The organism is Nitrosomonas sp. (assembly GCA_016703745.1).
Taxonomy (GTDB): Bacteria; Pseudomonadota; Gammaproteobacteria; order Burkholderiales; family Nitrosomonadaceae; genus Nitrosomonas.
On sequence record JADJBK010000006.1, the window covers coordinates 2,129,945 to 2,153,706 of the forward strand.

The following is a 23,762-nucleotide window of genomic DNA, read 5'->3' on the forward strand; positions in this document are numbered from 1 at the left end:
TCGGATTAATAGAAACCCGCGTTCAACAAAGATTACCCCTCCTGTAAAGGTGGCTGTAGATGTTATCCGGTCACCTTTTTTTTATGAGATAAAGGCCTACGGATAACGAGAATAGACTGATCTACTGCGGACGATTCTGGCTGGCTGAATTTTCCGATCCTTTTCGTTGAATAGAACGACTATTCGCCTCAAATGATCGAAAAATCCCGCTCAACCAGCCTCGCTCTCGCTACGATCGCTATTCTCGGACAGCCTCCTGGCTTGATGCAATATCTTCACCCGGTAGCTTGAGCGCATACGCATGCTGCCGGAACGTCTCGAATAAACAAATCCCTGCACTTACTGATACATTCAGGCTCTCGACGCCGCCCACCATGGGAATCTGCACCAATTGATCGCAGCGCTCTCTGGTCAAGCGGCGCATTCCTTCCCCTTCGGCGCCCAGCACCCAGGCCATGGGGCCTTTTAACGTAACCGAATCCAGCCGATTGCCCGCATCGGCTGCCGCGCCCATTACCCAAATGCCACCTTCCTTGAGCTCATCCAGGGTTCTGGCAAGATTAGTTACGGGGAAAAGTGGCACGTTGTCGGCCGCGCCACTTGCCACCTTATGCACAGTAGCAGTCAAGCCCACTGCGCGATCCTTGGGTGTGATGACAGCATGCACACCAAATGCATCAGCAACCCGCAAACAAGCTCCCAGATTATGTGGATCCTTTACGCCATCCAGCACAAGGAGTAGCGCCGGCTCCGCCAGGCTATCCAGCATGTCCTCGATACTGGCGTATTTTTTGAGATGGCGCACATTGGCAACCACACCTTGGTGGTGAACTGTCCCAGCTATGCGATTCAGTCTGTCCTGATGACAGAGGATCAGTCGAACCGAAGTTTCTTTTGCACGCTTAACCAGGTCGCGCGCACGTTGATCCTGGCGATTCTCATCCAGATAAATTTCTTGGATACTGTCAGGGTGTTGCCGCAAACGGCTGGCAATGGCGTGGAAGCTAAATATAGAGTATGAGTGCGTCATTTTTTATCCAGTCAGGCTGCGATGCTGAATCGGGTTAATGGAGTTTGCTTTTGCCGTCGAGGATAAAATCTATCTTGCGCGTTTCCAGATCGACCCGAACCAGTTTGACGCACAGTCTGTCGCCCAATCGGTAACATTTGCCGGTTCGCTCGCCACGTAACAAATGCTTGACCGCATCATGGTGAAAATAATCTCTGGGTAACTCAGAGATATGTACCAACCCTTCCACATAGATATCATCCAGTGCCACAAAAAGGCCAAAACCCGTTACGCCACTGATCACGCCATCAAAGCTACTCCCAATTTTATCCTGCATATAAAAACATTTCAGCCAGGACTCTACCTCACGGGTCGCCTCATCGGCGCGACGCTCGGTTTTAGAACAGTGCTTGCCTAATTCATACCAGTCACCGGGTGCATACATTTTGCCAGCCAGAACCGCCTTAATTGCTCGGTGTACCAGCAAATCCGGATAACGGCGAATGGGGGAGGTGAAGTGAGTATAGGATTCATACGCCAGACCAAAGTGGCCAATGTTATCGGGGCTATACACGGCTTGTCGCAATGATTTCAGCATAACGGTCTGCAGCAGCTGTTCATCGGGTCTATTTTTGATCTGGGAAAGTGTCTTTGCATAATCCTTGGCGTGAGGCTCATCCTTTCCGCTTAACTGCAGGCCAAATTCCTTGAGAAAATCACGTAATGCAACCAATTTTTCAGCTGCAGGGCCTTCGTGAATACGATACAACACCGGTTGTCCATGCTTCTGCAGAAAATCGGATGCGCATACGTTAGCTGCCAGCATGCATTCTTCTATCAAACGATGCGCCTCATTACGAATCACTGGACGAATCTGCTCAATTTTCCCCAGATCATTAAAAGCCATTTCGGTTTCAACCGTCTCAAAATCAATGGCACCACGTATTTTTCGGGATTTAAGCAATATTTTGTATAGCTTGTAGAGCGACTGAATGGGTGACAGTAAATCAGCAAATTTCCTGGCAGCGGCTCCTTTCGGTTTTTTGAGCATCTCCGCAACAAGGGTATAGGTCAACCGAGCATGGGAGTGCATGACAGCCGGATAGAAGCGGTATTCGACCAGCTCTCCCTTGGGAGTCCAAAGCATTTCACATGCCATGCACAAGCGATCTTCTTGAGGAATCAACGAACATAACCCATTTGAGAGTTTTTCCGGCAACATAGGAATCACCCTTCTGGGAAAGTACACAGAATTGCCCCGATCGAAAGCGTCTCTGTCCAGCGCACTCTGATCGAGAACATAGTGACTGACATCGGCAATGGCCACAAACAGTCGGAAATTTTTGTCTTCCGGTTGGCAAAAAACTGCGTCATCAAAATCTTTGGCTGTTTCACCATCGATGGTAACCAAAGGCAAATGGCGAATATCTGTACGCTTGACCAGATCTTTTTTCAGGACCTTGCTCGGTAGTTTGCTGGCAGTTTTTTCAGCTTCTGGCGTGAACATATTGGGCAAATCAAATTTACGTAACGCAATTTCAATTTCCATGCCAGGCGCGGCATAATTGCCCAAAATTTCAACGATGCGACCCACTGGTCTGGCCCGCTGATCGGGCTGTTGAACAATTTCGACCATAACGATCTGTCCGGTAAGCGCTTTCAATAACCCTTCTCTGGGGATCAGGATTTCCTGCCTGATACGCTTGTCTTCAGCCGCAACAAAAAAGATGCCATGTTCTGCGTAGAGACGCCCTACCAGACGGTTATTGACATGTTCCAGCACTTCAACAATCTTGCATTCTCTGCGTCCCCGGCGATCAATCCCGATCACTCGCACGATCACGCGATCACCGTGCATAACTTTTTGCATTTCCCTGGGACTCAAAAATAGATCACTTTCACCATCATCAGGAATTAAAAAACCAAACCCGTCACTATGACCTTGTACGGTACCTTTAATCAGCTCCAGCTTCTCAGTGACGCAAATATCGCCTTTGCGGTTACGAATAACCTGACCTTCCCGCATCATTGCGGATAGTCGACGTCGAAAAAAATCAGATTCGTCTACGGTAATATCCAATAATTTCAGCAGGCTATTCTCATCTACCGGCACACCCTGCTGCTCGAGAACCTGCAGGATAAACTCCCGGCTTGGAATGGCCTGGCCATAACGCTCCCTTTCTCGAATCAGAAAAGGATCAAGCTCACGCAGCGTTTTGCTTGCTTGCGTTTTACGTTTGATTGACAAATTAAAGGTTTCCTATAAAATCGACGGGCTTTCCTGCGATTACTTCATTAATTCAGCCTAAAAATTGAATCAAATGATAATCACAAAATTGCCCAGATGGCGGAATTGGTAGACGCGCATGGTTCAGGTCCATGTGCCTTCGGGTGTGGAGGTTCGAGTCCTCTTCTGGGCACCAAAAAACTGTCAAGCTACACATCGCACGTATCAACTTAATCTTTCGCAGACTCAGTCTGATATTGCGCACACCTTGTCCTGATTATACGTCATTGTGTTGTTTTTACACCCTGTTGTTTTTAAGAGCCTATCTCGCCGTTATTCGGGCTGTTGCTGCCCCAATTTATTCCCATGAGCGCCTTCTCCGTCAGCAATCCATATCTTCACTTTCTCACTTGACTCGCTACGATTGCCTGGGTCCGGCAGACTTCTGGAAGCAATACCCGGTTCCGCCAGGTTAATCTGGTCTGACGAGGCGATCAATCCCGATAACGGCTCTAATCGTTTCGTTTGACCTCATCGATAATCTGCGCATCCTCGATGGTTTCGCCATGAGTAGTTTTCGCAGTTTCACGCATCGTGCGGCGTAATTTACGCCGTAGCCACCATATTCTTGCGCCGATAGCGGTTGCGACAGCCGCGAACAACGCCAGGACTACCGAGAAAAAGAATGCGCCCAGCACCATGACCACAATCACAACCGGAATCAGCGTCAAATAAAACACCCAGCGATTGACCGCAGGGGTTTTAAATGGATCATCTCCATTTACACCATGTTGTTGATCGTTAATGACTCGCCTGATAATTATTTTTCGGTAATCGTCTCGCATCGCATGAGCTCCTCTATTGCGGCCACACTTTTCGGTGCCGCCTGGGTAAGAATTTCGCAGCCGCCGACAGTAACGGCTACGTCATCTTCAATTCTGATCCCGATATGCCAGAAATGTTCGGGTATATCTTTCTCCGGACGGATATAACAGCCTGGCTCAACCGTCAGAGTCATGCCAGGAAGCAGCGCCCGCCACCGACCAGCCTGCTTGTATTCACCGGCGTCATGCACATCCAATCCCAGCCAATGCCCGGTTCGGTGCATATAGAAGCGTTTGTAGTCTTCCGTTTCAATCGCGCTATCCACGCTGCCCTGGCATAACCCCAGATCAATAAAGCCTTGACATAACACGCGCAAGGCAGCCTGGTGCGGCGCATCCCAGTCTTGACCAGGTTTGACCTGATCAATCGCCGCAGCCTGGGCGGCCAGTACCAGTCCGTAAACATCGCGCTGTACAGCCGTAAATTTACCATTAACCGGAAATGTACGAGTGATGTCGGCCGCATAACCATCCAGTTCGCAACCGGCATCGATCAGCAGTAAATCCCCTGATTGCAGGCAAGCGCTGTTATCAATATAGTGCAACACGCAAGCGTTAGCCCCCCCGGCTACAATGGACGAGTAAGCAACCGATTGCGCACCTTGTCGACGAAAATCGTACAGTAGTTCTGCTTCAATCTCATATTCATATTTACCGGGCATTGTCGCTTGCATGGCCCGTTTGTGTGCGTCCGTGGAAATCTTTGCTGCTGCACGCATCAATATCAGCTCGCTTTCATCCTTGATCAGACGCATTTCATCCAATAAAGCACGTATGTCGCGAACTGCGGACGGAGCAGCAATGCCTTTTCTTGCTTGCGCACGCACCTGATTGATCCAGCCAGCCACACGTTGATCCCACGCGGTTTCATGACCAAATGCATAAAATACTACCGGCTGATTGGCCAGCAAATCCGGCATCAATTCATCAAGGCGATGGATAGCATACGATTCATCAAACTGATATTGCTCGCGAGCAACTGCCAAACCACATCGGGCACCTTCCCACAGTTCGTGCTCCGCATCTTTATCCCGGCAAAAGAGAATCTGGCGTGTAGTCGTATCAGCGCCGTCATTGATCAGCACCAGCACAGCCTCAGGTTCACGAAATGCCGTCAGATAATAAAAATAGCTATCAAAGCGATAAGGATAGCCTGCATCCCGGTTACGAATTTTTTCCGGTGCAGTGGCAATAATAGCAACACCCTGCCCCATTTCCAGCAATAACCGACGGCGGCGGTCAGCGCATACTTCTATTTGCATATTGCGGCTCTTCAGAAACAAATCAAAAAATCGATTTTGTCATGATAGCAGGCAAACCTTCGACGTGTTGTTTGCCAAAATAAATAATGAGAAAACGGTAATTGCGGTGGCGGCTTACTAAATACGCCATATCATATTGTAATACCCGGCTATTGGGTTCGGAGGATTAGATCGAAAAGTTAACAGCAATGACTGGCCGTGGACTTAAGGTGGGGAGACACATCCCTGAAAAAGTAAAGGGTAGGAGTTAAATGTACTCAGTAAATTTAATGCGGGTTGTTTTTTAATAACGGACAATGTCCGGAAATTGCATGGCGGCATGATAAATCATCCAGGTAACCGGATGCCTGCCGCAAATACTCCAGGAACGTCTGCGCTACAATCGACAATTGCTTGCCGGATGGGTACGCAAAGTACCAATGTCGTTCAATTGGAAATCCTTCAACATCCAGTATCGCAAGCTGCCCCATCGGCGCATCAAGTGCCAGAGTATGCCGAGACAATACAGCGATACCCAATCTACCGACAATAGCCTGCTTAATCGCCTCATTGCTGCCTAATTCCATGCGGACTTTCAATTTATGCCCATGTTCTAAAAAAAAGCGTTCTGCCGCCATTCTCGTTCCAGAGCCCGGTTCACGCATGATAAAGGGTTCATTGCAGATGCGCTCAATGCTGATCTTTTTTTCGCGAGACAATGGATGATCAGCGGATGCCAGAACAACCAGCGGGTTGTCCAAAAACACTTCCGCTACGGCATCAACAGCATCCGGAACTTGCCCCAGAATATATAGATCGTCTTGATTACTGCTTAATCTTTCCAGAACACGCTCGCGATTCGTCACTATCAGTGCGACATCTATGCCAGGGTACTCCTGGCAAAACATGCCCAATAAACGTGGCGTAAAATATTTCGCGGTAGTAACCACTACAAGCCGCAATTTCCCTGATTTCAGACCTTTCATATCCGATACGATCATTTCAAAACGGGAAAAATGTTCAAAAATACCCAGACAGGTTTGATACAGCTCCTTTCCTGCATCGGTCAGATAGATTTTTTTACCGATTTGCTCAAACAAAGGCAGTCCAATCTCATCCGTCAGTTTCTTGATTTGCATCGATACCGTCGGCTGCGTCAAGAATAACTCTTCGGCTGCACGAGTAAAGTTTTTCAAGCGAGCAATCGCTTCAAAAACTTCAAGTTGCCGCAACGTGCTGTGACGCATGAGTCTCTCCTTTTATTATCTACCAATAAGAAATATATCATAGATATAAATCTATCTTAACAATAGAAATATTTGATTGTTATTTATGGTTTAAAAATTCTACTATATTTTTACCCGCTGACGTCTACATCCTAATTAAAGTTTATAGCGTGGGTTTTTCAATAACTTGGAGAAAATTATGGCTTCAGAAACCATGAAAGAAGGTAAAGAACGTTACAAATCCGGCGTCATTCCGTACAAAAAAATGGGTTACTGGGAACCTGGCTATGTGCCCAAAGACACGGATGTCATCGCGCTGTTTCGCATCACACCTCAACCCGGGGTAGATCATGAAGAAGCAGCGGCAGCGGTTGCAGGTGAGTCTTCTACAGCGACATGGACCGTGGTATGGACTGATCGGCTAACTGCGTGTGAACTCTACCGTGCCAAAGCATACAAGTCTGAGCTTGTTCCCAATACAGGTCCAGGCACTCAAAACGAAGCGCAATACTTTGCATATATCGCCTACGATATTGATCTATTTGAAGAAGGCTCGATTGCAAACTTAACCGCTTCTATTATCGGTAATGTATTTGGTTTCAAAGCAGTCAAGGCTTTGCGTCTGGAAGACATGCGCATTCCCGTTGCTTACCTCAAGACCTTCCAAGGTCCTGCAACCGGCATCGTGGTAGAGCGTGAACGTTTAGACAAATTTGGTCGCCCACTGCTTGGCGCCACGACCAAACCAAAACTGGGACTTTCTGGACGTAACTACGGTCGCGTTGTATACGAAGGCCTGAAAGGTGGCCTGGATTTCATGAAAGACGATGAGAATATTAACTCACAACCTTTTATGCACTGGCGTGATCGTTTCCTGTATTGCATGGAAGCGGTGAATAAGGCATCTGCGGCAACCGGTGAAGTCAAGGGGCACTATTTGAATGTGACGGCCGGCACGATGGAAGACATGTATGAAAGAGCGGAATTTGCAAAATCTCTGGGTTCAGTCATTGTCATGATTGATCTGGTGATCGGCTACACCGCGATTCAGTCGATGGCAAAGTGGGCGCGTAGGAACGACATGATATTGCATCTGCATCGTGCGGGCAATTCGACCTATTCACGCCAAAAAAATCATGGCATGAATTTCCGTGTGATCTGTAAGTGGATGCGCATGGCGGGTGTCGATCATATTCATGCAGGCACCGTTGTGGGCAAACTCGAAGGCGATCCACTGATGATCAAGGGCTTTTACGACACCTTGCGCGATACACATACCGAGAAGAATCTAGAGCACGGACTGTTCTTTGATCAAGACTGGGCGTCACTTAATAAAGTAATGCCTGTCGCTTCAGGCGGTATTCATGCAGGCCAGATGCATCAGTTGCTCGATTATCTCGGCGAAGATGTGATATTGCAGTTCGGTGGCGGAACCATTGGGCATCCTCAAGGCATTCAGGCAGGCGCAACGGCAAACCGTGTCGCACTCGAAGCGATGGTTATGGCGCGTAATGAAGGCCGGGATTACGTCAAAGAAGGCCCACAAATTCTTGCCGATGCTGCTAAATGGTGCACGCCGCTCAAACAAGCGCTGGATACGTGGAAAGATATTACCTTTAACTATGATTCTACGGATACCGCTGACTTTGTGCCCTCCACAACTGCGAACGTTTAGTCATTTTAGGAGAAACAATAATGATGACCAATCCAGGTAATGTACTCACACAGGGGCAATTTTCTTTCCTGCCCCCATTGACCGACAAGCAAATTTCAACGCAACTCAAATATGCGTTAAAAAATGGCTGGGCAATCGGAATTGAATACACGGATGATCCTCATCCACGTAACACGTATTGGGAAATGTTTGGCAACCCAATGTTTGACTTGAAGGATCCGGCAGGAATTTTGCTGGAAATTAATAACTGCCGTAAAACTTTTCCAAATCACTATATCCGTGTGACTGCGTTTAACTCGACACGCGGCGTGGAGAGTCCAACCATGTCATATATTGTCAACCGGCCGGAGAAAGAACCAGGTTTTGGTTTAGTACGTCAAGAAGGTGCGGGGCGGAGTATTAGTTACACCATTCACTCCTATGCAACCGACAAACCAGAATCTGAACGCTACTAGCAACAAGCAATCTCTCTCTTCCCCAAGAAGAGAGAGATTGTTCACAACACAAACGCAGCCGCTTAATAAGTTTCTTTGCATTTAACAAAGGGTTCTAATTATTAAATTAATACAATAGATACATGCTTCCAGCATGTATCTATCCTATAGAGATGATCAAACATGTCTAAGCAAGCTAAAAACTTAACATCAACTCAAGATACATCAATTGATTTGGATGCAGAGTTCCAAGAATCTAATATCCAGGAAGTGCTGGATAAACTAGATCGGGAGTTGATTGGTTTAATCCCTGTGAAAACTCGCATTCGTGAAACCGCAGCTTTGTTGCTGGTCGATCGCGTTCGCAAACAATTAGGATTATCTGCGGGCGCACCCAGTTTACATATGTGTTTTACTGGAAATCCTGGCACGGGAAAAACGACAGTAGCCCTGCGTATGGCAGAAATCTTACACCGCCTGGGCTATGTACGTGAAGGACATCTGGTTTCGGTAACCCGAGATGACTTGGTCGGTCAATATATTGGACATACCGCACCAAAAACAAAAGAAGTCATTAAAAAAGCAATGGGAGGAGTTCTTTTCATCGACGAGGCCTATTACCTTTATAAACCAGAGAACGAACGTGATTATGGCGCAGAATCGATAGAAATTTTGCTGCAAACGATGGAAAATAACCGCGAAGACCTGGTTGTTATTCTGGCAGGCTATAAAGATCGCATGGATAAATTCTTCCATAGCAATCCCGGCATGCGCTCGCGCATAGCGCACCATATCGACTTCCCGGATTATGGTCCTGATGAATTAGTTGCAATCGCCAAATTAATGCTGGAAAGTCAGAATTACTGTTTCAGCACAGATGGAGAAGAGGCATTTGGGAAATATATTCGTCTGCGCATGAAGTCGGAACATTTTGCTAATGCGCGCTCAGTTCGTAACGCACTTGATCGTGCTCGGCTACGGCAGGCAAATCGATTATTCTCCGGAACAAAGAAATCATTATCCAAAACCGATCTCACCACATTAGAAGCGGAAGATATTCTAGCAAGTCGTGTTTTCCTTGAAAGCGCATCGGATAATGAGCCCAATTTAAAAGTCAAAAAATAAAAATTTAAGACATATTTTTATTGGCGATGGAAACGCTGACTCTTCCCTGGCGAATTTTCCCTAAAACGATCGAAGCGACTTGTTATAACCGCGGGCGGCTTGCGCTGCTGCGCTTAGGCTATCCACTGCGAGTTACATTACAGCAGCATCGCGGATTAGAAGTCATTCTAGATAGCACCATGTGGCTCTGTGTTGACAGCAACACGGAGGATCAGCCCATATTGGCATGGCGCGAGTTCCAGATTCGCGGGCGACATAGCTTACACCTGCCCGTTTCTTGCGAATTGTGGCTATACCATAGCTACGCAGGTCTTATTATGGGATCGGCTCTGGATGATTTGGATCAGGTACTTGAAAAAATTATGCATTGAACTGATTTTTTTACACCCCTAAATTTTAGAGGATAAAAATGCCACTTGTAGATATGCGCGATATGTTGAATCATGCTTATCAAAATAACTATGCAATTGGTGGTTTTGGACTGGTAAGCCTGGATTTCCTGGAAGCTATTGTCACCACGGCCGAGTCCTGCCGTTCACCTGTTATTCTCAATCTTTCTGAACCGCTCTTCCATCAACATGATTTTAGCCTGATCATGCCGACTGTCGAACGAGCTGCGCATCACGCCGAAGTGCCGGTTGCTATTCACTTTGATCATGCAAAGAAACATGATTCCATCGTTCAGGCGATTAATCTGGGTTGCAACAGCGTCATGCTGGATGTTTCTTCGGAAACATTCCCTGTCAATATCACTCAAACCAGCCATGTTACAGAAGTAGCTCATGCCTGTGGCGCAGCAGTTGAAGGAATACTCGGTTTTATAGGCGGTGTGGAGGGAGAAAATGCGATCAATAACCTGGGAGAAGTCGTCTATACCTCTTCAGAAGAAGCTAGAGTGTATGTTGAACGCACCAAAATTGATTTCCTTGCTGTTTCCGTTGGCACCATCCATGGCCGCCAGCCCAGTCGCAGCAGCAAATTAGACTTCAAACGCCTGAAACGCATTAACGATGGACTCGGCATTCCATTGGTGCTGCATGGCGGAAGTGGATTAGTTGAAGAGCAGTACCATAAGCTGATTTTAAATGGCGTTGCTAAAATTAACTGTTACACGGAACTTTCCGATATCGCGGCTGCGGTAATTCGTTCCAATAGCCAAAAAAACAACAAAAAGGGCTATATTGAATCATTGCACGGTGTTAAAGAAAGCCTTCAAGAGCAAATCAAATTGTATATGCATCTCTGGGGATCAGCGGGCCGCGCAGCAGAAGTTTTGATTCAGTGCCATCCCTGGCAGTCTGTAGAGCAAATCATCGTTTGCAATGTTGAGAGCCGTTATCTTCAGCAATTTGATATGCTGGCTAAACAGGCACGTAAAACTTTAACGACAATTCCTGGTGTGCGCCAAGTCTTCTCAGGTTGGGCATTATCAGAACCGGGGCAATACCGCCTTTGTTGGAGAATCCAACTGGCACACGCAGATGTTATCAACAGTTACCAATCTCATCCGCACTATAATGCTTTCTACAATCAAATATCCCACTCGACTGATCCTAAAAAGATCAACACTACTTTTGTCGCAACGCTATCCAGTGTAAACCACCAATTAAAGGAATCTGTAACTGCATGATCTATCCTAAACTCCACAGCGTCAGGTGCGAACAGCGGGGGTTGACAGGCGAATCTGCGGACAGTCAAGCAGGTTTTTGCCCTGACTGGTCGCCGGGAATGGACTTCAACCTTGTCTGCTCTCCGGGGCCAGGTCAGTTCCCAGACCGTATCCGGCAGTACTACTGAGAAGGGAATGGTGCATTTTGAATGTGACGCCCAAAACCGCACAGGTTTTGTTAAGCTCTCACAAAACTAGAAGGAATTCAAAAATGATGCATAAAACCTCCGCTCATTAAACATAAAAAATCTTCGCCAGACTGTTTTTCAAAGATAATACTGTTTTCAATATAATCAACGAATTGATTTAAAAATCTAATTACTATTAATCTTTATGCATATCGAAAAAGAGAAAGCCTCATTGATGGAGGTGGCGTTACAGCTTCTTGTTATTTTTATAAGCGTTTATTCTGCATACAAATACACGCTGACGCACGACATTATTCCAAAAGCGGTTATCCGGCTCCCGGATGTTTATGTCAGCGAAAGCAGTATTCTGCATATTGCAATAATATTCGTATCAATTTATAGCCTCTTATTAATACCTTATCAACTCATAAAAGGGGGCGGCGTTTTTTATCAGCCGAAAAGATTTGCTCAGGAATATCTTGTTTATCTCTGCGCTTATACAACAGCTTCGCTATACATATTTTTTGTAACTACAATCAATTACGATCCACAGCTCATCGCAGCAATTGGTTTATTCTCAACAATTCTTTATGCGCTGGCTTTTATAGCCTGGTATTTACTCAAAACCCGTGGAACAGCATTTTCCGGCTTATATCTCGCACCATTCGAACTGGTAAAACACTTTATTTCAATCAAGGGGATAATCGTAATCATTTATTTCCTGTGCCCGTTATTTTTAGGAAAAGCCTTTGTATCAGATAGAGATACCGCTAACTTGATCACACAAATCAGAATCTGGTTTAACCCACCCCAGGAATCCGGCTGGAGTCTCGTCAGGCTATATCCAAACATCGAATTTTCACAACCGATGCTGGTAAGGCAACCACCCGGAAACCCTGGTCAGCTATATGTCCTTGAACGCAATGGACGACTTCTGAAATTATCTTATCCCGAATCAAATGCTGTCGAATTAATATTCGACAGCGAGAGCCTTCTGGGAGAGGTGGAAATTGAAAACGGTGCGCTTGGTTTTGATTTTCATCCAGAATTTGGTCAAGCAGAAAGCATCAATTCTGGCCATATATACCTTTATTACACAAATCATCGTGAGGAAACACAAGTAAACAGACTCTCACGATTTGACGTCACCCGACCCGATCCAGAATCAAGATTAAACTCCGAAGTTACTATCCTTTCCCTGCCTCGAAACCCTGATGGGTTTCATAATGGCGGATCTGTGGAATTTGGCCCGGATGGATACTTATATATCGGCCTGGGTGAAGGCACGCATCCCAAAGAAGCATCCCGCTATGCCGAAGTCCTGAGATCAGGCATCCTGCGTATTGATGTTGATTTAAACAATACTACCCGCAGCGGTTTGCCGGAAGGAGCATTTAACTATGGCCTGCGTCAGAATTACCTCATACCCAAAGATAATCCTTTTATCGGAAACGCTAACGTAATGGACGAATACTGGGCGCTTGGACTGCGGAATCCTTTTCGTTTCACTTTTGATCCAGAAACAGGAAAACTATGGGTGGGCGACGTTGGATCAACAGTCTGGGAAGAAGTTAATGTCGTAGAAAAAGGAAAACATTACCAGTTTCCGTTTGTTGAAGGCAGACATCCGACCGGAAAGGAAAAACCCGAAGAACTAACCGGTATTGAGGAACAAGGCCCTTTTTATACCTATGAGCATACCGCCTATGACCGTGCTGTTATAGGCGGGACAGTATATCGAGGCAAAAAATTTCCTGATTTATTTGGGAAGTATCTTTTTGCAGATAATTATTCTGCAAAAATTTTTTTATTAAGTGCTGATCAAGATTCGGCTGCAGAAGCCCAACTGATCGCACAGGGAGGACAGTACGCGCAACGTGGCATCAGCTCTGTTGTCCAGCTGACAACAGGAGACATACTGGTCACCTTGTTGGGCGCTGCTTCAAGTAAAACTGGTGAAATATTATCCCTGCAACCCAAAAGCGAATTGACTGTTAACGAGGAATCTGCCGTTCTAAAAGAAATTGATGCGGAGTCTGGTGAATATGACGAGAAACAGACGCGGGAGTTATACGGAATAAACTGCTCCAGGTGCCATGGACGTGAAGGCCGTGGTGATGGTCCGGATTCTGATTCTCTTGGAATCGGATTGCCAGATTTCACTACCAGGGAATTTCAATCAACCCGGTCGGATTCCGACATTCGCAATGTCATAGAAAAAGGTGGTGCCGCTGTGCAAATGAGTCCCATGATGCCCCCTTGGGGAGAATTCTTAAGCACTAATGAAATTGATCATCTAACCCTATACATGCGCAAACTGGGGAAAATCGACACAATGGAATCCAAATGAATTTCTACCACTTTTTAGCCATTGCAAGCGTCGAAAATGCTCACTAAACTGCAACCGGAAACCATTAATGACCTCGATTATCCATCTATTACGGTCGCCTCCACGCCTGATAAGTTACTAAATAACATAAAACTTGAGTTTTCCTACCCTGTATATTTTACAGAAGATATTTTTAATCCAGTTAACTTACAGTTAGTTAATGTATTTTCTGCTCATGCCACCGAGAAAAGCCCGGTTTGTGTTTTTCTAGATCAAGGCATCGTAGACAAGAACTCGGATTTATTAAGTCAGATTGATAACTATTTTAATAGTTACCGCTCAAGATTAAAGCAACTCGGCACTCCCATGCTGATCCCCGGGGGTGAAATCTGTAAAACAGATCCGGAAATTCTGGAAGCTGTCTATTGCAAGCTTCACCATGAAAAAGTAGATCGACATGCATTTGTCCTGGTTATCGGCGGTGGCGCTGTATTGGATGCCGTTGGTTATGCTGCGGCTACCACTCATAGAGGTATAAGGCTCATAAGAATGCCTACCACGGTGCTGGGGCAAAATGATGCTGGAATTGGGGTCAAAACAGGTGTAAATCGTTTTGACAAGAAAAATTTTCTCGGTGCTTTTGCTGTGCCAGTCGCTGTTATCAATGATTATGCTTTTCTGGAAACACTGCCAGCAAGAGAAAAAAAAGGAGGCATGGCCGAAGCGATTAAAGTTGCGCTGATCCGCGATGCGGTTTTCTTTGAATGGTTGGAATCCAATTCCAGTGCCCTTGCCAGTTTTTCGATAAACACGATCAAATATATGATCAGGCGCTGTGCGGAACTACATTTACAGCAGATTACGCAAGGCGGTGATCCGTTTGAAACCGGGTCAAGCCGTCCGCTCGATTTTGGGCACTGGGCGGCGCATAAGCTGGAATCCATGTCCAATTATGAGTTACGGCACGGAGAAGCTGTTGCAATTGGCATGGCAATCGATGCCAGATACGCTTTGGACACGCACAGAATCACGCACACCGACTTCATCAGAATCATTAAATTAATCAGGGCGTTCGGGTTTGCAGTTTCTCACCACACGATGCAGCAAAGGAACGTACACGGCAAATTGGAGTTACTGGATGGAATCGATGAATTCCGCGAGCATCTCGGGGGAGATTTGTCCGTAACCATGCCAAACATGATCGGATCTGGCCTGGAAGTCAATTTTATCTGCAGGCAAACAATGGAAAAAGCCATTCTATCCCTGTCTTTAATGGAAAAGTGATTTGCGACTACCTGACGGTACGGAATTAACCTATTGCACCAACATTCATCCCGGAGAAAGTTGGCATGAGGTTCAGCAAAGCCTGAATTCATATACGCTGAAAGTTAAGGCAAGTGTTGCAGGTCGCGCCCCCTTCGGGATCGGACTGCGATTATCGGCCTCTGCGGCGGCGGAACTCTCGGTAGCAGGCACGCTGGAAGAATTCAAATTATGGCTCACACTAAACAATTGCTATGTATTTACCATCAATGGCTTCCCTTATGGCAATTTCCATGGGGAAAGCGTCAAGCAAAATGTTTATCTGCCAGATTGGAGAAGCCGCGAGCGCGTAGACTACACGCTGAATCTGGCTGAATTGCTTGTTACGCTCCTTCCTGAAGGATATGCCGGGTATGGAAGCATTTCTACTGTTCCGCTTGGTTTTAAGGCGTCTTTTTCTGAATCGGAGAATGCCGCGCAAGCTGCTGAAAACCTTCTACTGGTTGCATGCCAACTAATTGAGTTAGAAAACAAATCCGGCAAGCGCATTATTCTCGGACTGGAACCAGAACCATGCTGCTATCTGGAAACAATCAGGGAAACGGTTCGTTTTTTTAATGACTATTTGCTGTCCGCCTCTGCATCTGAAAAAATCGGAAACGCCTTTAATCTCAGCGCCCAACAAGCGCGATTAGAAATTCGAAAGCATATAGGCATTTGCCTGGATTTATGCCATGCTGCCGTGGAATTTGAAGATCCGCATGATGTCATTGAGCAGATCCAATCGGCAAATATCAATATAGCCAAGATACAGATAACCAATTGCCTGAGAATTCCTTCGGTAAACAATCAAAAAATCGAGCAGCTTTCCGCTTTTGCGGATGAGATATATCTCCATCAGGTTGTGGAAAAAACAGAGCAGGGATTGCATCGGTATGCCGATATCCCTCAGGCAATCTCCCGGTTTTATTCAAACCCCATTCATGGTGATATTGAATGGAGAGTCCACTTTCATATTCCTGTATTCCTGAATATGCTATCCATTTTTGATACGACACAATCATTCACCGAAGCAGCACTTGCCGGGCATGTCCGGACCAGGCTAACCCGGCATCTCGAAATTGAAACCTATACATGGTGTGTTTTGCCAGAACAATATCGGCCAGAAAATGTCGTGGAGCTGATTAGGAAGGAATATTCCTGGGTAAACAACATACTTTTACCGTGAATATTCGTATTTTCTTACAACTTGGCCGCATATCAAATATTCCAACTGTTTGGACAAATTGTCTGACAGGCGCACTGTTATCAAATAGCTTTATCCTGGATTATCGTCTCTTTTTGTTACTTATCGGAACAAGCCTGCTATATATTTCCGGGATGTTCATGAATGACGCTTTTGATTTCGGGTTTGACAAAAAATACAGACCATCCAGACCAGCTGCAAGTGGCAAAATCCCGGTTCCAACTGTTTTTGCCTGGAGCTTTCTGATGATGCTATCAGGTTTGTCCGCCATTCTTTTTGCTTCAACCGCGCAGCCTGAATCAAACGGGCTTTTTGCTGCTCTGTGTTTGAGTATATTGATCATCATTTATGACTGGAAACACAAAAATAATCCCCTGGCGCCAGGTATCATGGGAATGTGCCGGGGAATGTTGCTGCTTACCGCTGGCCTTGTCTACTCGGACACCATCAATTTTCAATTGGCTGCGGGTGCCTTGTCCCTTTTCGCATGGACATTTGGATTGACATTATTAGCAAAGCAGGAACATATTGATAATCAAACACCTAAATGGCCACTGCTCTTTTTGTCAGCCCCGTTGTTTTATGTGGCAATCGCCGTTACATTAAAACCCATCAGCTGGTTATTTTTGGGACTGTTGATTCTGGTGATCATATATACGATGTTTCTCTGTCGTTCTCGCCAATCCAAACAAAAAATTCAGATGGTATCACTGCTTATTGCTTCCTTTTCTCTAGTGGATGGATTGTTACTGGCAGCAGGCGGATTTGAATCAGCAGCGATGCTGGCTGGTCTGATGACCCTTGCCACGCTACAACTTCAAAAATCCATTGCCGGAACGTGAAGAATGAACAATCAGGAAGCATTTTCTCTATTAAAAGCGACTATTCTCGCTAGAACAACCAATGAGATTGCCGACTGGATCGAGCAAGTCCTTTCCATGCCGGATAAACAGGTTGATACCGGCGGATTGAGTCACAGTATCGCAATAGTTTCCAAAAAAATCGGGAAAGATTATTTTTTGGAACCAGAAAAGACTTTGCTGCCCAAATTCAGTAAATTATATCCAGGATGGCAGCCTGAAAAATGGCTGTTAACGGAATCCGTCAGAATATTATTTAACCTATCCATAGCACAGAGGCATCACGATTCCGAAAATATTTTTGCCAAAATTCATAGAATAACCGAATTATCAGAGAAAATCGCCTATCTAAAAGGCCTGTTTCTCTATACCCGGTCAAGCTATCATCAGGTACAGGCCCTGGAGGCTATTCGTTCCAATACTCGATCTTTGTTTGCTGCTGTTTGCCTGTTTAATCCTTACCCGGCAGAGAATTTTATGGAGGGGGAATGGAACAACATGATTCTGAAAGCGTTGACCTGGAATTTTGCATTGGATCATATTTATGGGTTTGATAGTCGTAAGAATGCCGCATTATCAACAGCCATTTGTGAATACATCAGGGAGCTAAGAAGCGCAAACCGGGATATTCCGCCGGATTTATGGCAATGCGTCGACCCGCTTACTGATCATGATGTCTTATTGCCTGAACAATAGACTTATTCAAAAAATGATTGTTAACGATCAACTGGAATCATTTTATTAATAGCCACTTCAGCCGATTAATCGATAAATTTACGAAAACCGGGAATGATGACTGATAACAGAATTTTTGTAGACCCACACATTCATATGACATCAAGAACAACAGATGATTATGTGGCAATGGCTCAGGCAGGCATTGCGCTCATCATTGAACCTGCTTTCTGGTTAGGTCAACCCAGAACCAGTGCCGGTACTTTTATAGATTACTTTTCTTCCTTGCTGGGCTGGGAAAGATTTCGAGCTTCGCAATACGGTATCCGGCATTACTGTGCCATTGGTCTTAATAGCAAAGAAGCCAACAATGAAAGTCTGGCCGAGGAGGTACTCGAAATATTACCGGCCTTCTTGATTAAAGAGGGGGTGGTTGCCGTTGGCGAAATTGGCTTTGATGAACAGACGTCACTTGAAGAAAAATACCTTCGCAAGCAGTTAGAGCTTGCAAAAGCATTTGATTTACCGGTTATGATCCATACACCTCATCGAGATAAGCACAAGGGAACACTGCTGACCATGGACATTATTAAAGAACATGGCATCGACCCAAACAACACGATTATTGATCACAACAACGAACAAACAGTCGAGGAAGTTCTTGATCGAGGTTACTGGGCTGCTTTTACAATTTACCCGCACACCAAAATGGACAGCGAAAGAATGAGCAAAATCATTCAACAATACGGGTCGGAGAGAATAATTGTTGATTCCTCTGCGGACTGGGGATATTCGGATCCACTGGCTGTTCCGAAGACGGCAGCAATCATGGCCAGGTCAGGTATTCGTTCGAAGGATATAAGTTTAGCGTGTGCTGAAAATGCGCTGACTGCCTATCGTCTGGCGCCACTTCTGGATGAGATCCGCGTTCATCCATTACTGTCTGTTGATCAAACCAAGCTGTATGAGGACAGCTCGGTGTTACGAGGGCAATCACCCAGAATTGAGTAGTCAGCGTTTCTAAAAACCAAAAATATTTAACTAAAAAGATGGTCCAGCATGATGTCCCTTACCTGGGTTGGCTGAATGACAGATTGATGCAAGCAGCCTTTTTCCGAAGATATGATGATTGGACAAGGCTCAGCGGAATCATGAATGCGACCGTGCGATCCCTTGACAAGCTTTGGTGTTAATGGAATGACGTCCATCAGTTGCCGGAATCCCAGTTTTTTCCGGAGTAATCTCCACCCTACGGATACCGGTATTATTTTTATTTCCGGGTCGAAAAATAATTCAACTGGATCAAACCCTGGTTTGCGGTGTATGTCTACTGTTCTTGCATAATCTGGCGCCTTGTCATCTTCCAGCCAGAAATAGTAAGCAAACCAGGCATCTGATTCCGCCATGGCGATCAAATCGCCTGACCGCGAGTGATTCAATCCGATATCAGCGCTTTCTTCCCTGTCGAAAACCCGGTCGACACCATCCAGGGAGGCAACCAGTTCTTTAACGACCGGAGCAACCTTCATATCATTAATATAGATATTTGCAACCTGGTGATCACACACTGCAAATGCTTTCGAATTAGCCAGATCCAGCTGCTCCAATCCAAGTTCCAGCCTGACATTCAGCAGGCCAGCCCTCCGGAGAGCCTGATTGATATAAACCGGTTTATTAACTGAAGTAATGGAATATTCTGATACTACCAATACCCTGGCCTGATCTTCAAATGCCATATCGATCAATTCACCACATAACTGATCAATCATCTGAATATCTTTTGATATTTCAGGATGGCAAGGCCCTAAACGCTGCAGGTTATAATCGAGATGAGGCAGGTACGCAAGCAGGAGCGTCGGGCCATACAAACGCCAGACCAGTTTTGATGCGTGTGTAATCCACCTGCTTGACTCAATGGAAGTCGCTGGTCCCCAAAAATCAAAAAGCGGGAAGTGCCCTAAATTCTTATTCAGCGTATCACGCAACTCTGCTGGCCTGGTATAGCAATCCGGAATTTTTCTACCATCCGCTGGATACATCGGCCTGGGCGTTACAGCATAGTCGGCTGTTGTCGCCATGTTGTACCACCAGAACATGTTTGCACAAGTAAATTGATGATCGATTCGTTTTGCCGTTTCCCAGATTTTTTCTGCCTGAATAAGCCTGTTAGATTGCCTCCAGAACCATATCTCATTATATTCACGGTCATACCAGCCATTTGCAATGATTCCATGAGCATCAGGAGCCTTACCCGTTAAATATGTTGCCTGCACCGGGCAGGTCAAGCCAGGCAGGGTTGCCTGAATTTTGCCAGAACCACCTTTATTTATCAGCCTCTTAAGGTTTGGAGTATGTTCTCCGATCATGGATGAGGTCAGACCCACGGCATTAATAATGACAGTTCTCTTCATTCTGACTCAACCATGGCTTGCCTCTTTAAAAAATAAGTTACCCATGTCTCCCCCTATTCCTGAAAAACCGGATCATCCTATATGCCGGTATCGACAGGCGCGCAAGGACAATCCCGCTCAAATCGCGCCATCTGCGTCGAGCTGCCATAGACCGTATCGTATGGCCCAATATCATTGAATGTTACCCGGTAGCCATTACGGACGGCAATCCCTCGTGACCATTCACGAAATTTTTTTCGACTTCATTCGAAACGGTGATCCGGATGACGGTACTGGTGGCTGGCAAGTCCATGTAACGGGTTGTAATCCTGATTGGGTGTTGTGAATCGCCCCGGGTTCTGTGGAGGCTATTTGGTTTAAGTAACACTGGCAGAATCCGAGTTGGCTAACTGCCGATAGTATTGTGCCTCAGCTTCTGCTGGAGGTATATAGCCGATAGGTCCGAGCAAACGCTGATGATTGAACCAGAACACCCAGTTCAACGTCGCCAATTCAACGGATTCCCTGTTTTTCCAAGGCCCTTGCTTGTGAATCAATTCAGTCTTGTAAAGCCCGTTGATTGTTTCGGCCAGTGCGTTGTCGTAGCTATCTCCTTTACTGCCAACCGACGGCTCTATCCCGGCCTCGGCAAGTCGCTCCGTATAACGGATAGAGACATACTGGGAGCCCTTGTCGCTGTGGTGAATCAAAGCACCCAGCTCCGGTTGCCGGGTGTATAACGCCTGCTCCAGCGCATCCAGCACGAAGTCTGTGTGCATGCTGGAACTGACCCGCCAACCCACGATGCACCGGGCAAACACGTCGATGACGAACGCGACATACAGCCAGCCCTGCCAGGTGGAAACATAGGTGAAATCCGACACCCACAACTGGTTTGGGCGATCTGCTGTTGATACCGGTATAAAATTGACCACCTGTGCCGGTTGAAATTTGACCAGGGGAAATCAGTGCGTAGGGTACTACGCATCTGTGGATAAGTCGACCAGACTGAGTTTGGTTTTTGCCTCCTGTTAATGGTTTGAAATAATTGGATTCGTTACAAATCTGTAAGATTTTCTTCTGAAGAAGATCTTTCTTTTTCTCTTTCCTGTATTCTGGTTTTTGCACTGGCAGCGCTTTGTTTGTAACGGAAAGACTCATTGCCGGTTTCGATAATGTGGCAGTGATGCGTCAGTCGATCCAGTAGCGCGGTTGTCATTTTGGCGTCGATAAATACATTGCTCCATTCAGCAAACGTTAGATTGGTGGTGATGATGACGCTGGTACGTTCATAAAGCCTGGACAGCAAATGAAACAGCAAGGCACCGCCTGTTTGTGAGAATGGCAGGTAACCCAGTTCATCTAGAATAACCAGGTTTACTTGTAATAGATTCATCGCTATTCTTCCCTGTTTGCCAGCAATCTTCTCTTGCTCCAACCTATTGGCCAGATCAATGGCACTGTAGAAACGCACTTTCTTATGGTGGTGCTGTATGCCTGAAACACCAATTGCGATGGCCAGATGCGTTTTACCAGTTCCGGTACCACCAACCAACACCAGATTCTGTATTGCTTCAGTAAATTGCATGGTTGCCAACTGGTTAATCAGTTGTTGATCTACTTTGGACTGACTGAAGTCAAATCCCTGTAAATGACGCAGCACAGGAAATCTGGCGGCATTGGTTTGATAGCGGATAGAGCGGATGCTGCGCTCAGTTGATTCGGCTTGGAGTAGTTGGTGCAGAATCTTGTCCGATGCATCAAGACTAGCAATCATATCTGGCACATTCTGCTGTTTCAGCCCGGTATAGCAGTCAGCCATACCGTATAACTTAAGTGCCTTGAATTGTTGTGCGAGAATGTCAGACATGCGGCACCTCCAGCTTATTCAGGCGGTCATAGCGTGCAGTATCGGCCTGCGGTTCTTCTTTGAGTTTAAGCGTCGTTTCCACTTGCGCCGGTGAATCAGTTTGTTTCAAGCGTACGAGCACATTGGTGACATGCTCGGCATTAAGAACACCTGATTCCAACACCAATTCAACAGCAACCAGTACAGCTTCCAGTCCATGTGTCGGCACTAAACTTAATACCTTGGCCATGATTCGGTCAGCTTGTTGGCGCTCTCTGCGCCGCAATGCTGTTTGTAGTTGTATCAAGGGTGTCGGTAGTTCGGCAAATGGTGCGCCGTTGCGCAGGGCCCCCGGTTTCTTCTCGATGACCGGGATATAATGCTGCCAGCTATAGCTGACTTGGTCACAATCCAGCAAGCGGGAATGATTAGCGACCACAGCATTGTCACAAACGATCTCTATGCGGTTCGCGTATAAGTGAACCGCCGCCATCTGATTGGCCAGAAGACAAGGAACAGAATAACGGTTACGTTGCAGTGTGACCAGACAAGTGCTGGAAACACGCGCTAGTACCTCAACATAACCATCGAAGGGCGCCGACATTGGCATCAAATAAAGCTGTTCTTGTTCCAACGCATCGGCAAGCGTAATGCCGGTATAGTCTGGATGCTGTATTTCTAACCACAAGGTGCGGCAACGCGCTTCAAGCCAACCGTTAAGTTCTTCGAATGAACTGAACTGCTGCTGTTTGGCTTCATGCCAGATATGGCGGCGCATATCCTGAACATTCTTCTCGACAACGCCTTTCTCCCAGCCGGAAACCACATTGCAGAAATCTGGATCAAACAGGTAATGTGCGGTCATGGCAAAGAAACGCGTGTTCACCACGCGCCCATTGCCTTTGGAGACCTTATCCACGGCGGTCTTCATGTTATCGTAAATGCCGCGTTTCGGGATGCCGTCAAAAGCTGTGAACGCACGGGTATGCGCATCAAACAACATTTCGTGGCTTTGTGATGGGTAACCTGACAGCATGAATGCACGGCTGGCGCATAGTTTGGTGTGTGCAGCTAACACTTTACGATGAATACCGCCAATCACTAGCCACTCTTTACTCCAGTCAAACTGAAATGCTTCACCAAATGCAAACTTGAGCGGCACATACGCAGTGCCTTTGCTGCCTTGATTGCGCCAGTTCCGAATAAAGTCGCAAACAATCGTATAGCCACCAGTATAGCCCTCGTTCGATATCGCTTTGAACAACATTAATGCCGTGCGCCGATCCTTCTTTGGACGGCGCACATCTGCTTCCAGCGTCATTAATAACCGGGGTTCAAACGGCGTCAGTTTGCCAGGCCTCTTTGCCCTTCGGTATTGGACGGCACTATCATCTGGCGCTCGCAACCACTTCTTTATCGTGTTTCGGGACAGACTTGTACGTCGTTGAATTTCATTTATCGACAAATGTTCACGGTAAAACATCCGACGGATCTTTGCATACATAACCATGGTAAGCACCTCTAGTTTCTCC

Annotated in this window: 19 protein-coding genes, 1 tRNA gene and 1 pseudogene; 12 read left to right on the forward strand and 9 right to left on the reverse strand. The window is 46.2% G+C overall.

Annotated features, from left to right (window positions below; genetic code table 11):
• Nucleotides 1-238 precede the first annotated feature (238 nt).
• Both rlmB and rnr read right to left on the reverse strand, forming a co-directional pair.
• On the reverse strand, nt 239-1,030 hold the full coding sequence (rlmB, locus tag IPG31_11200; GenBank protein ID MBK6618892.1) for a 23S rRNA (guanosine(2251)-2'-O)-methyltransferase RlmB: 792 nt from the start codon (nt 1,028-1,030) through the stop codon (nt 239-241).
• Between the two features lie 34 nt (nt 1,031-1,064).
• Complete coding sequence (gene rnr / locus IPG31_11205; protein ID MBK6618893.1) at nt 1,065-3,257, reverse strand: ribonuclease R; 2,193 nt, start codon at nt 3,255-3,257, stop codon at nt 1,065-1,067.
• A 90-nt stretch (nt 3,258-3,347) separates the two neighbouring features.
• Between rnr and IPG31_11210 the strand changes: the two genes are divergently transcribed.
• Nucleotides 3,348-3,432, forward strand: a tRNA-Leu gene (locus IPG31_11210).
• Between the two features lie 316 nt (nt 3,433-3,748).
• Here IPG31_11210 and IPG31_11215 read toward each other — a convergent pair.
• From IPG31_11215 to IPG31_11225, 3 genes are all read right to left on the reverse strand, one after another.
• Nucleotides 3,749-4,081 (reverse strand): hypothetical protein, encoded by a 333-nt coding sequence (locus IPG31_11215; GenBank protein MBK6618894.1) that lies wholly within the window; start codon nt 4,079-4,081, stop codon nt 3,749-3,751.
• Nucleotides 4,057-5,382, reverse strand: a complete 1,326-nt coding sequence (locus tag IPG31_11220) for an aminopeptidase P N-terminal domain-containing protein (GenBank protein ID MBK6618895.1) — start codon at nt 5,380-5,382, stop codon at nt 4,057-4,059. Before IPG31_11220 ends, IPG31_11215 begins: the two co-directional genes overlap by 25 nt.
• A 266-nt stretch (nt 5,383-5,648) precedes the next feature.
• The gene (locus IPG31_11225) at nt 5,649-6,608 is read right to left on the reverse strand and encodes a LysR family transcriptional regulator (protein MBK6618896.1); all 960 of its coding nucleotides are present in this window, start codon (nt 6,606-6,608) and stop codon (nt 5,649-5,651) included.
• Between the two features lie 175 nt (nt 6,609-6,783).
• Between IPG31_11225 and IPG31_11230 the strand changes: the two genes are divergently transcribed.
• The 11 genes from IPG31_11230 to IPG31_11280 all read left to right on the forward strand — a co-directional run bounded on the left by IPG31_11230 (nt 6,784) and on the right by IPG31_11280 (nt 19,002).
• Entirely contained in the window at nt 6,784-8,262 is a 1,479-nt protein-coding gene (locus IPG31_11230; GenBank protein MBK6618897.1) for a ribulose-bisphosphate carboxylase large subunit, read from the forward strand.
• A gap of 20 nt (nt 8,263-8,282) precedes the next feature.
• Nucleotides 8,283-8,717, forward strand: coding sequence for a ribulose bisphosphate carboxylase small subunit (locus IPG31_11235; GenBank protein MBK6618898.1), 435 nt, complete (start codon nt 8,283-8,285; stop codon nt 8,715-8,717).
• A 162-nt stretch (nt 8,718-8,879) separates the two neighbouring features.
• On the forward strand, nt 8,880-9,821 hold the full coding sequence (gene cbbX / locus IPG31_11240) for a CbbX protein (GenBank protein ID MBK6618899.1): 942 nt from the start codon (nt 8,880-8,882) through the stop codon (nt 9,819-9,821).
• Between the two features lie 26 nt (nt 9,822-9,847).
• Nucleotides 9,848-10,192 (forward strand): hypothetical protein, encoded by a 345-nt coding sequence (locus IPG31_11245; protein MBK6618900.1) that lies wholly within the window; start codon nt 9,848-9,850, stop codon nt 10,190-10,192.
• A gap of 38 nt (nt 10,193-10,230) precedes the next feature.
• Nucleotides 10,231-11,451 carry a class II fructose-bisphosphate aldolase gene (locus tag IPG31_11250; protein MBK6618901.1) on the forward strand — a complete coding sequence of 407 codons (1,221 nt, stop codon included), beginning with the start codon at nt 10,231-10,233 and terminating at the stop codon, nt 11,449-11,451.
• A 372-nt stretch (nt 11,452-11,823) separates the two neighbouring features.
• The gene (locus IPG31_11255) at nt 11,824-13,968 is read left to right on the forward strand and encodes a PQQ-dependent sugar dehydrogenase (GenBank protein ID MBK6618902.1); all 2,145 of its coding nucleotides are present in this window, start codon (nt 11,824-11,826) and stop codon (nt 13,966-13,968) included.
• Nucleotides 13,969-14,004: 36 nt separating this feature from the next.
• Nucleotides 14,005-15,231 (forward strand): 3-dehydroquinate synthase, encoded by a 1,227-nt coding sequence (locus tag IPG31_11260; GenBank protein ID MBK6618903.1) that lies wholly within the window; start codon nt 14,005-14,007, stop codon nt 15,229-15,231.
• A gap of 1 nt (nt 15,232) precedes the next feature.
• A complete protein-coding gene (gene eboE, locus IPG31_11265; GenBank protein ID MBK6618904.1) occupies nt 15,233-16,438 on the forward strand; it encodes a metabolite traffic protein EboE in 1,206 nt (401 codons plus the stop codon).
• A complete protein-coding gene (locus tag IPG31_11270; GenBank protein MBK6618905.1) occupies nt 16,435-17,298 on the forward strand; it encodes a UbiA family prenyltransferase in 864 nt (287 codons plus the stop codon). Before eboE ends, IPG31_11270 begins: the two co-directional genes overlap by 4 nt.
• A gap of 3 nt (nt 17,299-17,301) precedes the next feature.
• Nucleotides 17,302-18,012 (forward strand): EboA domain-containing protein, encoded by a 711-nt coding sequence (locus IPG31_11275; GenBank protein MBK6618906.1) that lies wholly within the window; start codon nt 17,302-17,304, stop codon nt 18,010-18,012.
• 111 nt (nt 18,013-18,123) lie between these two features.
• Nucleotides 18,124-19,002 carry a TatD family hydrolase gene (locus IPG31_11280; GenBank protein ID MBK6618907.1) on the forward strand — a complete coding sequence of 293 codons (879 nt, stop codon included), beginning with the start codon at nt 18,124-18,126 and terminating at the stop codon, nt 19,000-19,002.
• A gap of 26 nt (nt 19,003-19,028) precedes the next feature.
• On the opposite strand, the gene IPG31_11285 is transcribed toward IPG31_11280, so the two are convergent.
• The 4 genes and pseudogenes from IPG31_11285 to IPG31_11300 form a co-directional block, all read right to left on the reverse strand.
• Nucleotides 19,029-20,402 carry an alkaline phosphatase family protein gene (locus IPG31_11285; GenBank protein MBK6618908.1) on the reverse strand — a complete coding sequence of 458 codons (1,374 nt, stop codon included), beginning with the start codon at nt 20,400-20,402 and terminating at the stop codon, nt 19,029-19,031.
• Nucleotides 20,403-20,758: 356 nt separating this feature from the next.
• Nucleotides 20,759-21,289: pseudogene (locus tag IPG31_11290) on the reverse strand (IS3 family transposase).
• A gap of 149 nt (nt 21,290-21,438) precedes the next feature.
• Nucleotides 21,439-22,251, reverse strand: coding sequence for an ATP-binding protein (locus IPG31_11295; GenBank protein ID MBK6618909.1), 813 nt, complete (start codon nt 22,249-22,251; stop codon nt 21,439-21,441).
• Nucleotides 22,244-23,740: an IS21 family transposase gene (locus IPG31_11300; protein ID MBK6618910.1), complete on the reverse strand. Its 1,497-nt coding sequence runs from the start codon at nt 23,738-23,740 to the stop codon at nt 22,244-22,246. The genes IPG31_11295 and IPG31_11300 overlap by 8 nt, the downstream gene beginning before the upstream one ends.
• Nucleotides 23,741-23,762 lie beyond the last annotated feature (22 nt).

Bases quoted from the DNA above. Each gene is read 5' to 3' on its own strand.
- IPG31_11215 (MBK6618894.1), bottom strand. From the start codon at position 4,081: ATGCGAGACGATTACCGAAAAATAATTATCAGGCGAGTCATTAACGAT.
- IPG31_11285 (MBK6618908.1), bottom strand. From the start codon at position 20,402: ATGAAGAGAACTGTCATTATTAATGCCGTGGGTCTGACCTCATCCATG.
- IPG31_11250 (MBK6618901.1), top strand. From the start codon at position 10,231: ATGCCACTTGTAGATATGCGCGATATGTTGAATCATGCTTATCAAAAT.
- rlmB (MBK6618892.1), bottom strand. From the start codon at position 1,030: ATGACGCACTCATACTCTATATTTAGCTTCCACGCCATTGCCAGCCGT.
- IPG31_11300 (MBK6618910.1), bottom strand. From the start codon at position 23,740: ATGGTTATGTATGCAAAGATCCGTCGGATGTTTTACCGTGAACATTTG.
- IPG31_11245 (MBK6618900.1), top strand. From the start codon at position 9,848: ATGGAAACGCTGACTCTTCCCTGGCGAATTTTCCCTAAAACGATCGAA.
- IPG31_11220 (MBK6618895.1), bottom strand. From the start codon at position 5,382: ATGCAAATAGAAGTATGCGCTGACCGCCGCCGTCGGTTATTGCTGGAA.
- IPG31_11235 (MBK6618898.1), top strand. From the start codon at position 8,283: ATGATGACCAATCCAGGTAATGTACTCACACAGGGGCAATTTTCTTTC.
- IPG31_11295 (MBK6618909.1), bottom strand. From the start codon at position 22,251: ATGTCTGACATTCTCGCACAACAATTCAAGGCACTTAAGTTATACGGT.
- IPG31_11275 (MBK6618906.1), top strand. From the start codon at position 17,302: ATGAACAATCAGGAAGCATTTTCTCTATTAAAAGCGACTATTCTCGCT.
- IPG31_11255 (MBK6618902.1), top strand. From the start codon at position 11,824: ATGCATATCGAAAAAGAGAAAGCCTCATTGATGGAGGTGGCGTTACAG.
- IPG31_11225 (MBK6618896.1), bottom strand. From the start codon at position 6,608: ATGCGTCACAGCACGTTGCGGCAACTTGAAGTTTTTGAAGCGATTGCT.
- IPG31_11260 (MBK6618903.1), top strand. From the start codon at position 14,005: ATGCTCACTAAACTGCAACCGGAAACCATTAATGACCTCGATTATCCA.
- cbbX (MBK6618899.1), top strand. From the start codon at position 8,880: ATGTCTAAGCAAGCTAAAAACTTAACATCAACTCAAGATACATCAATT.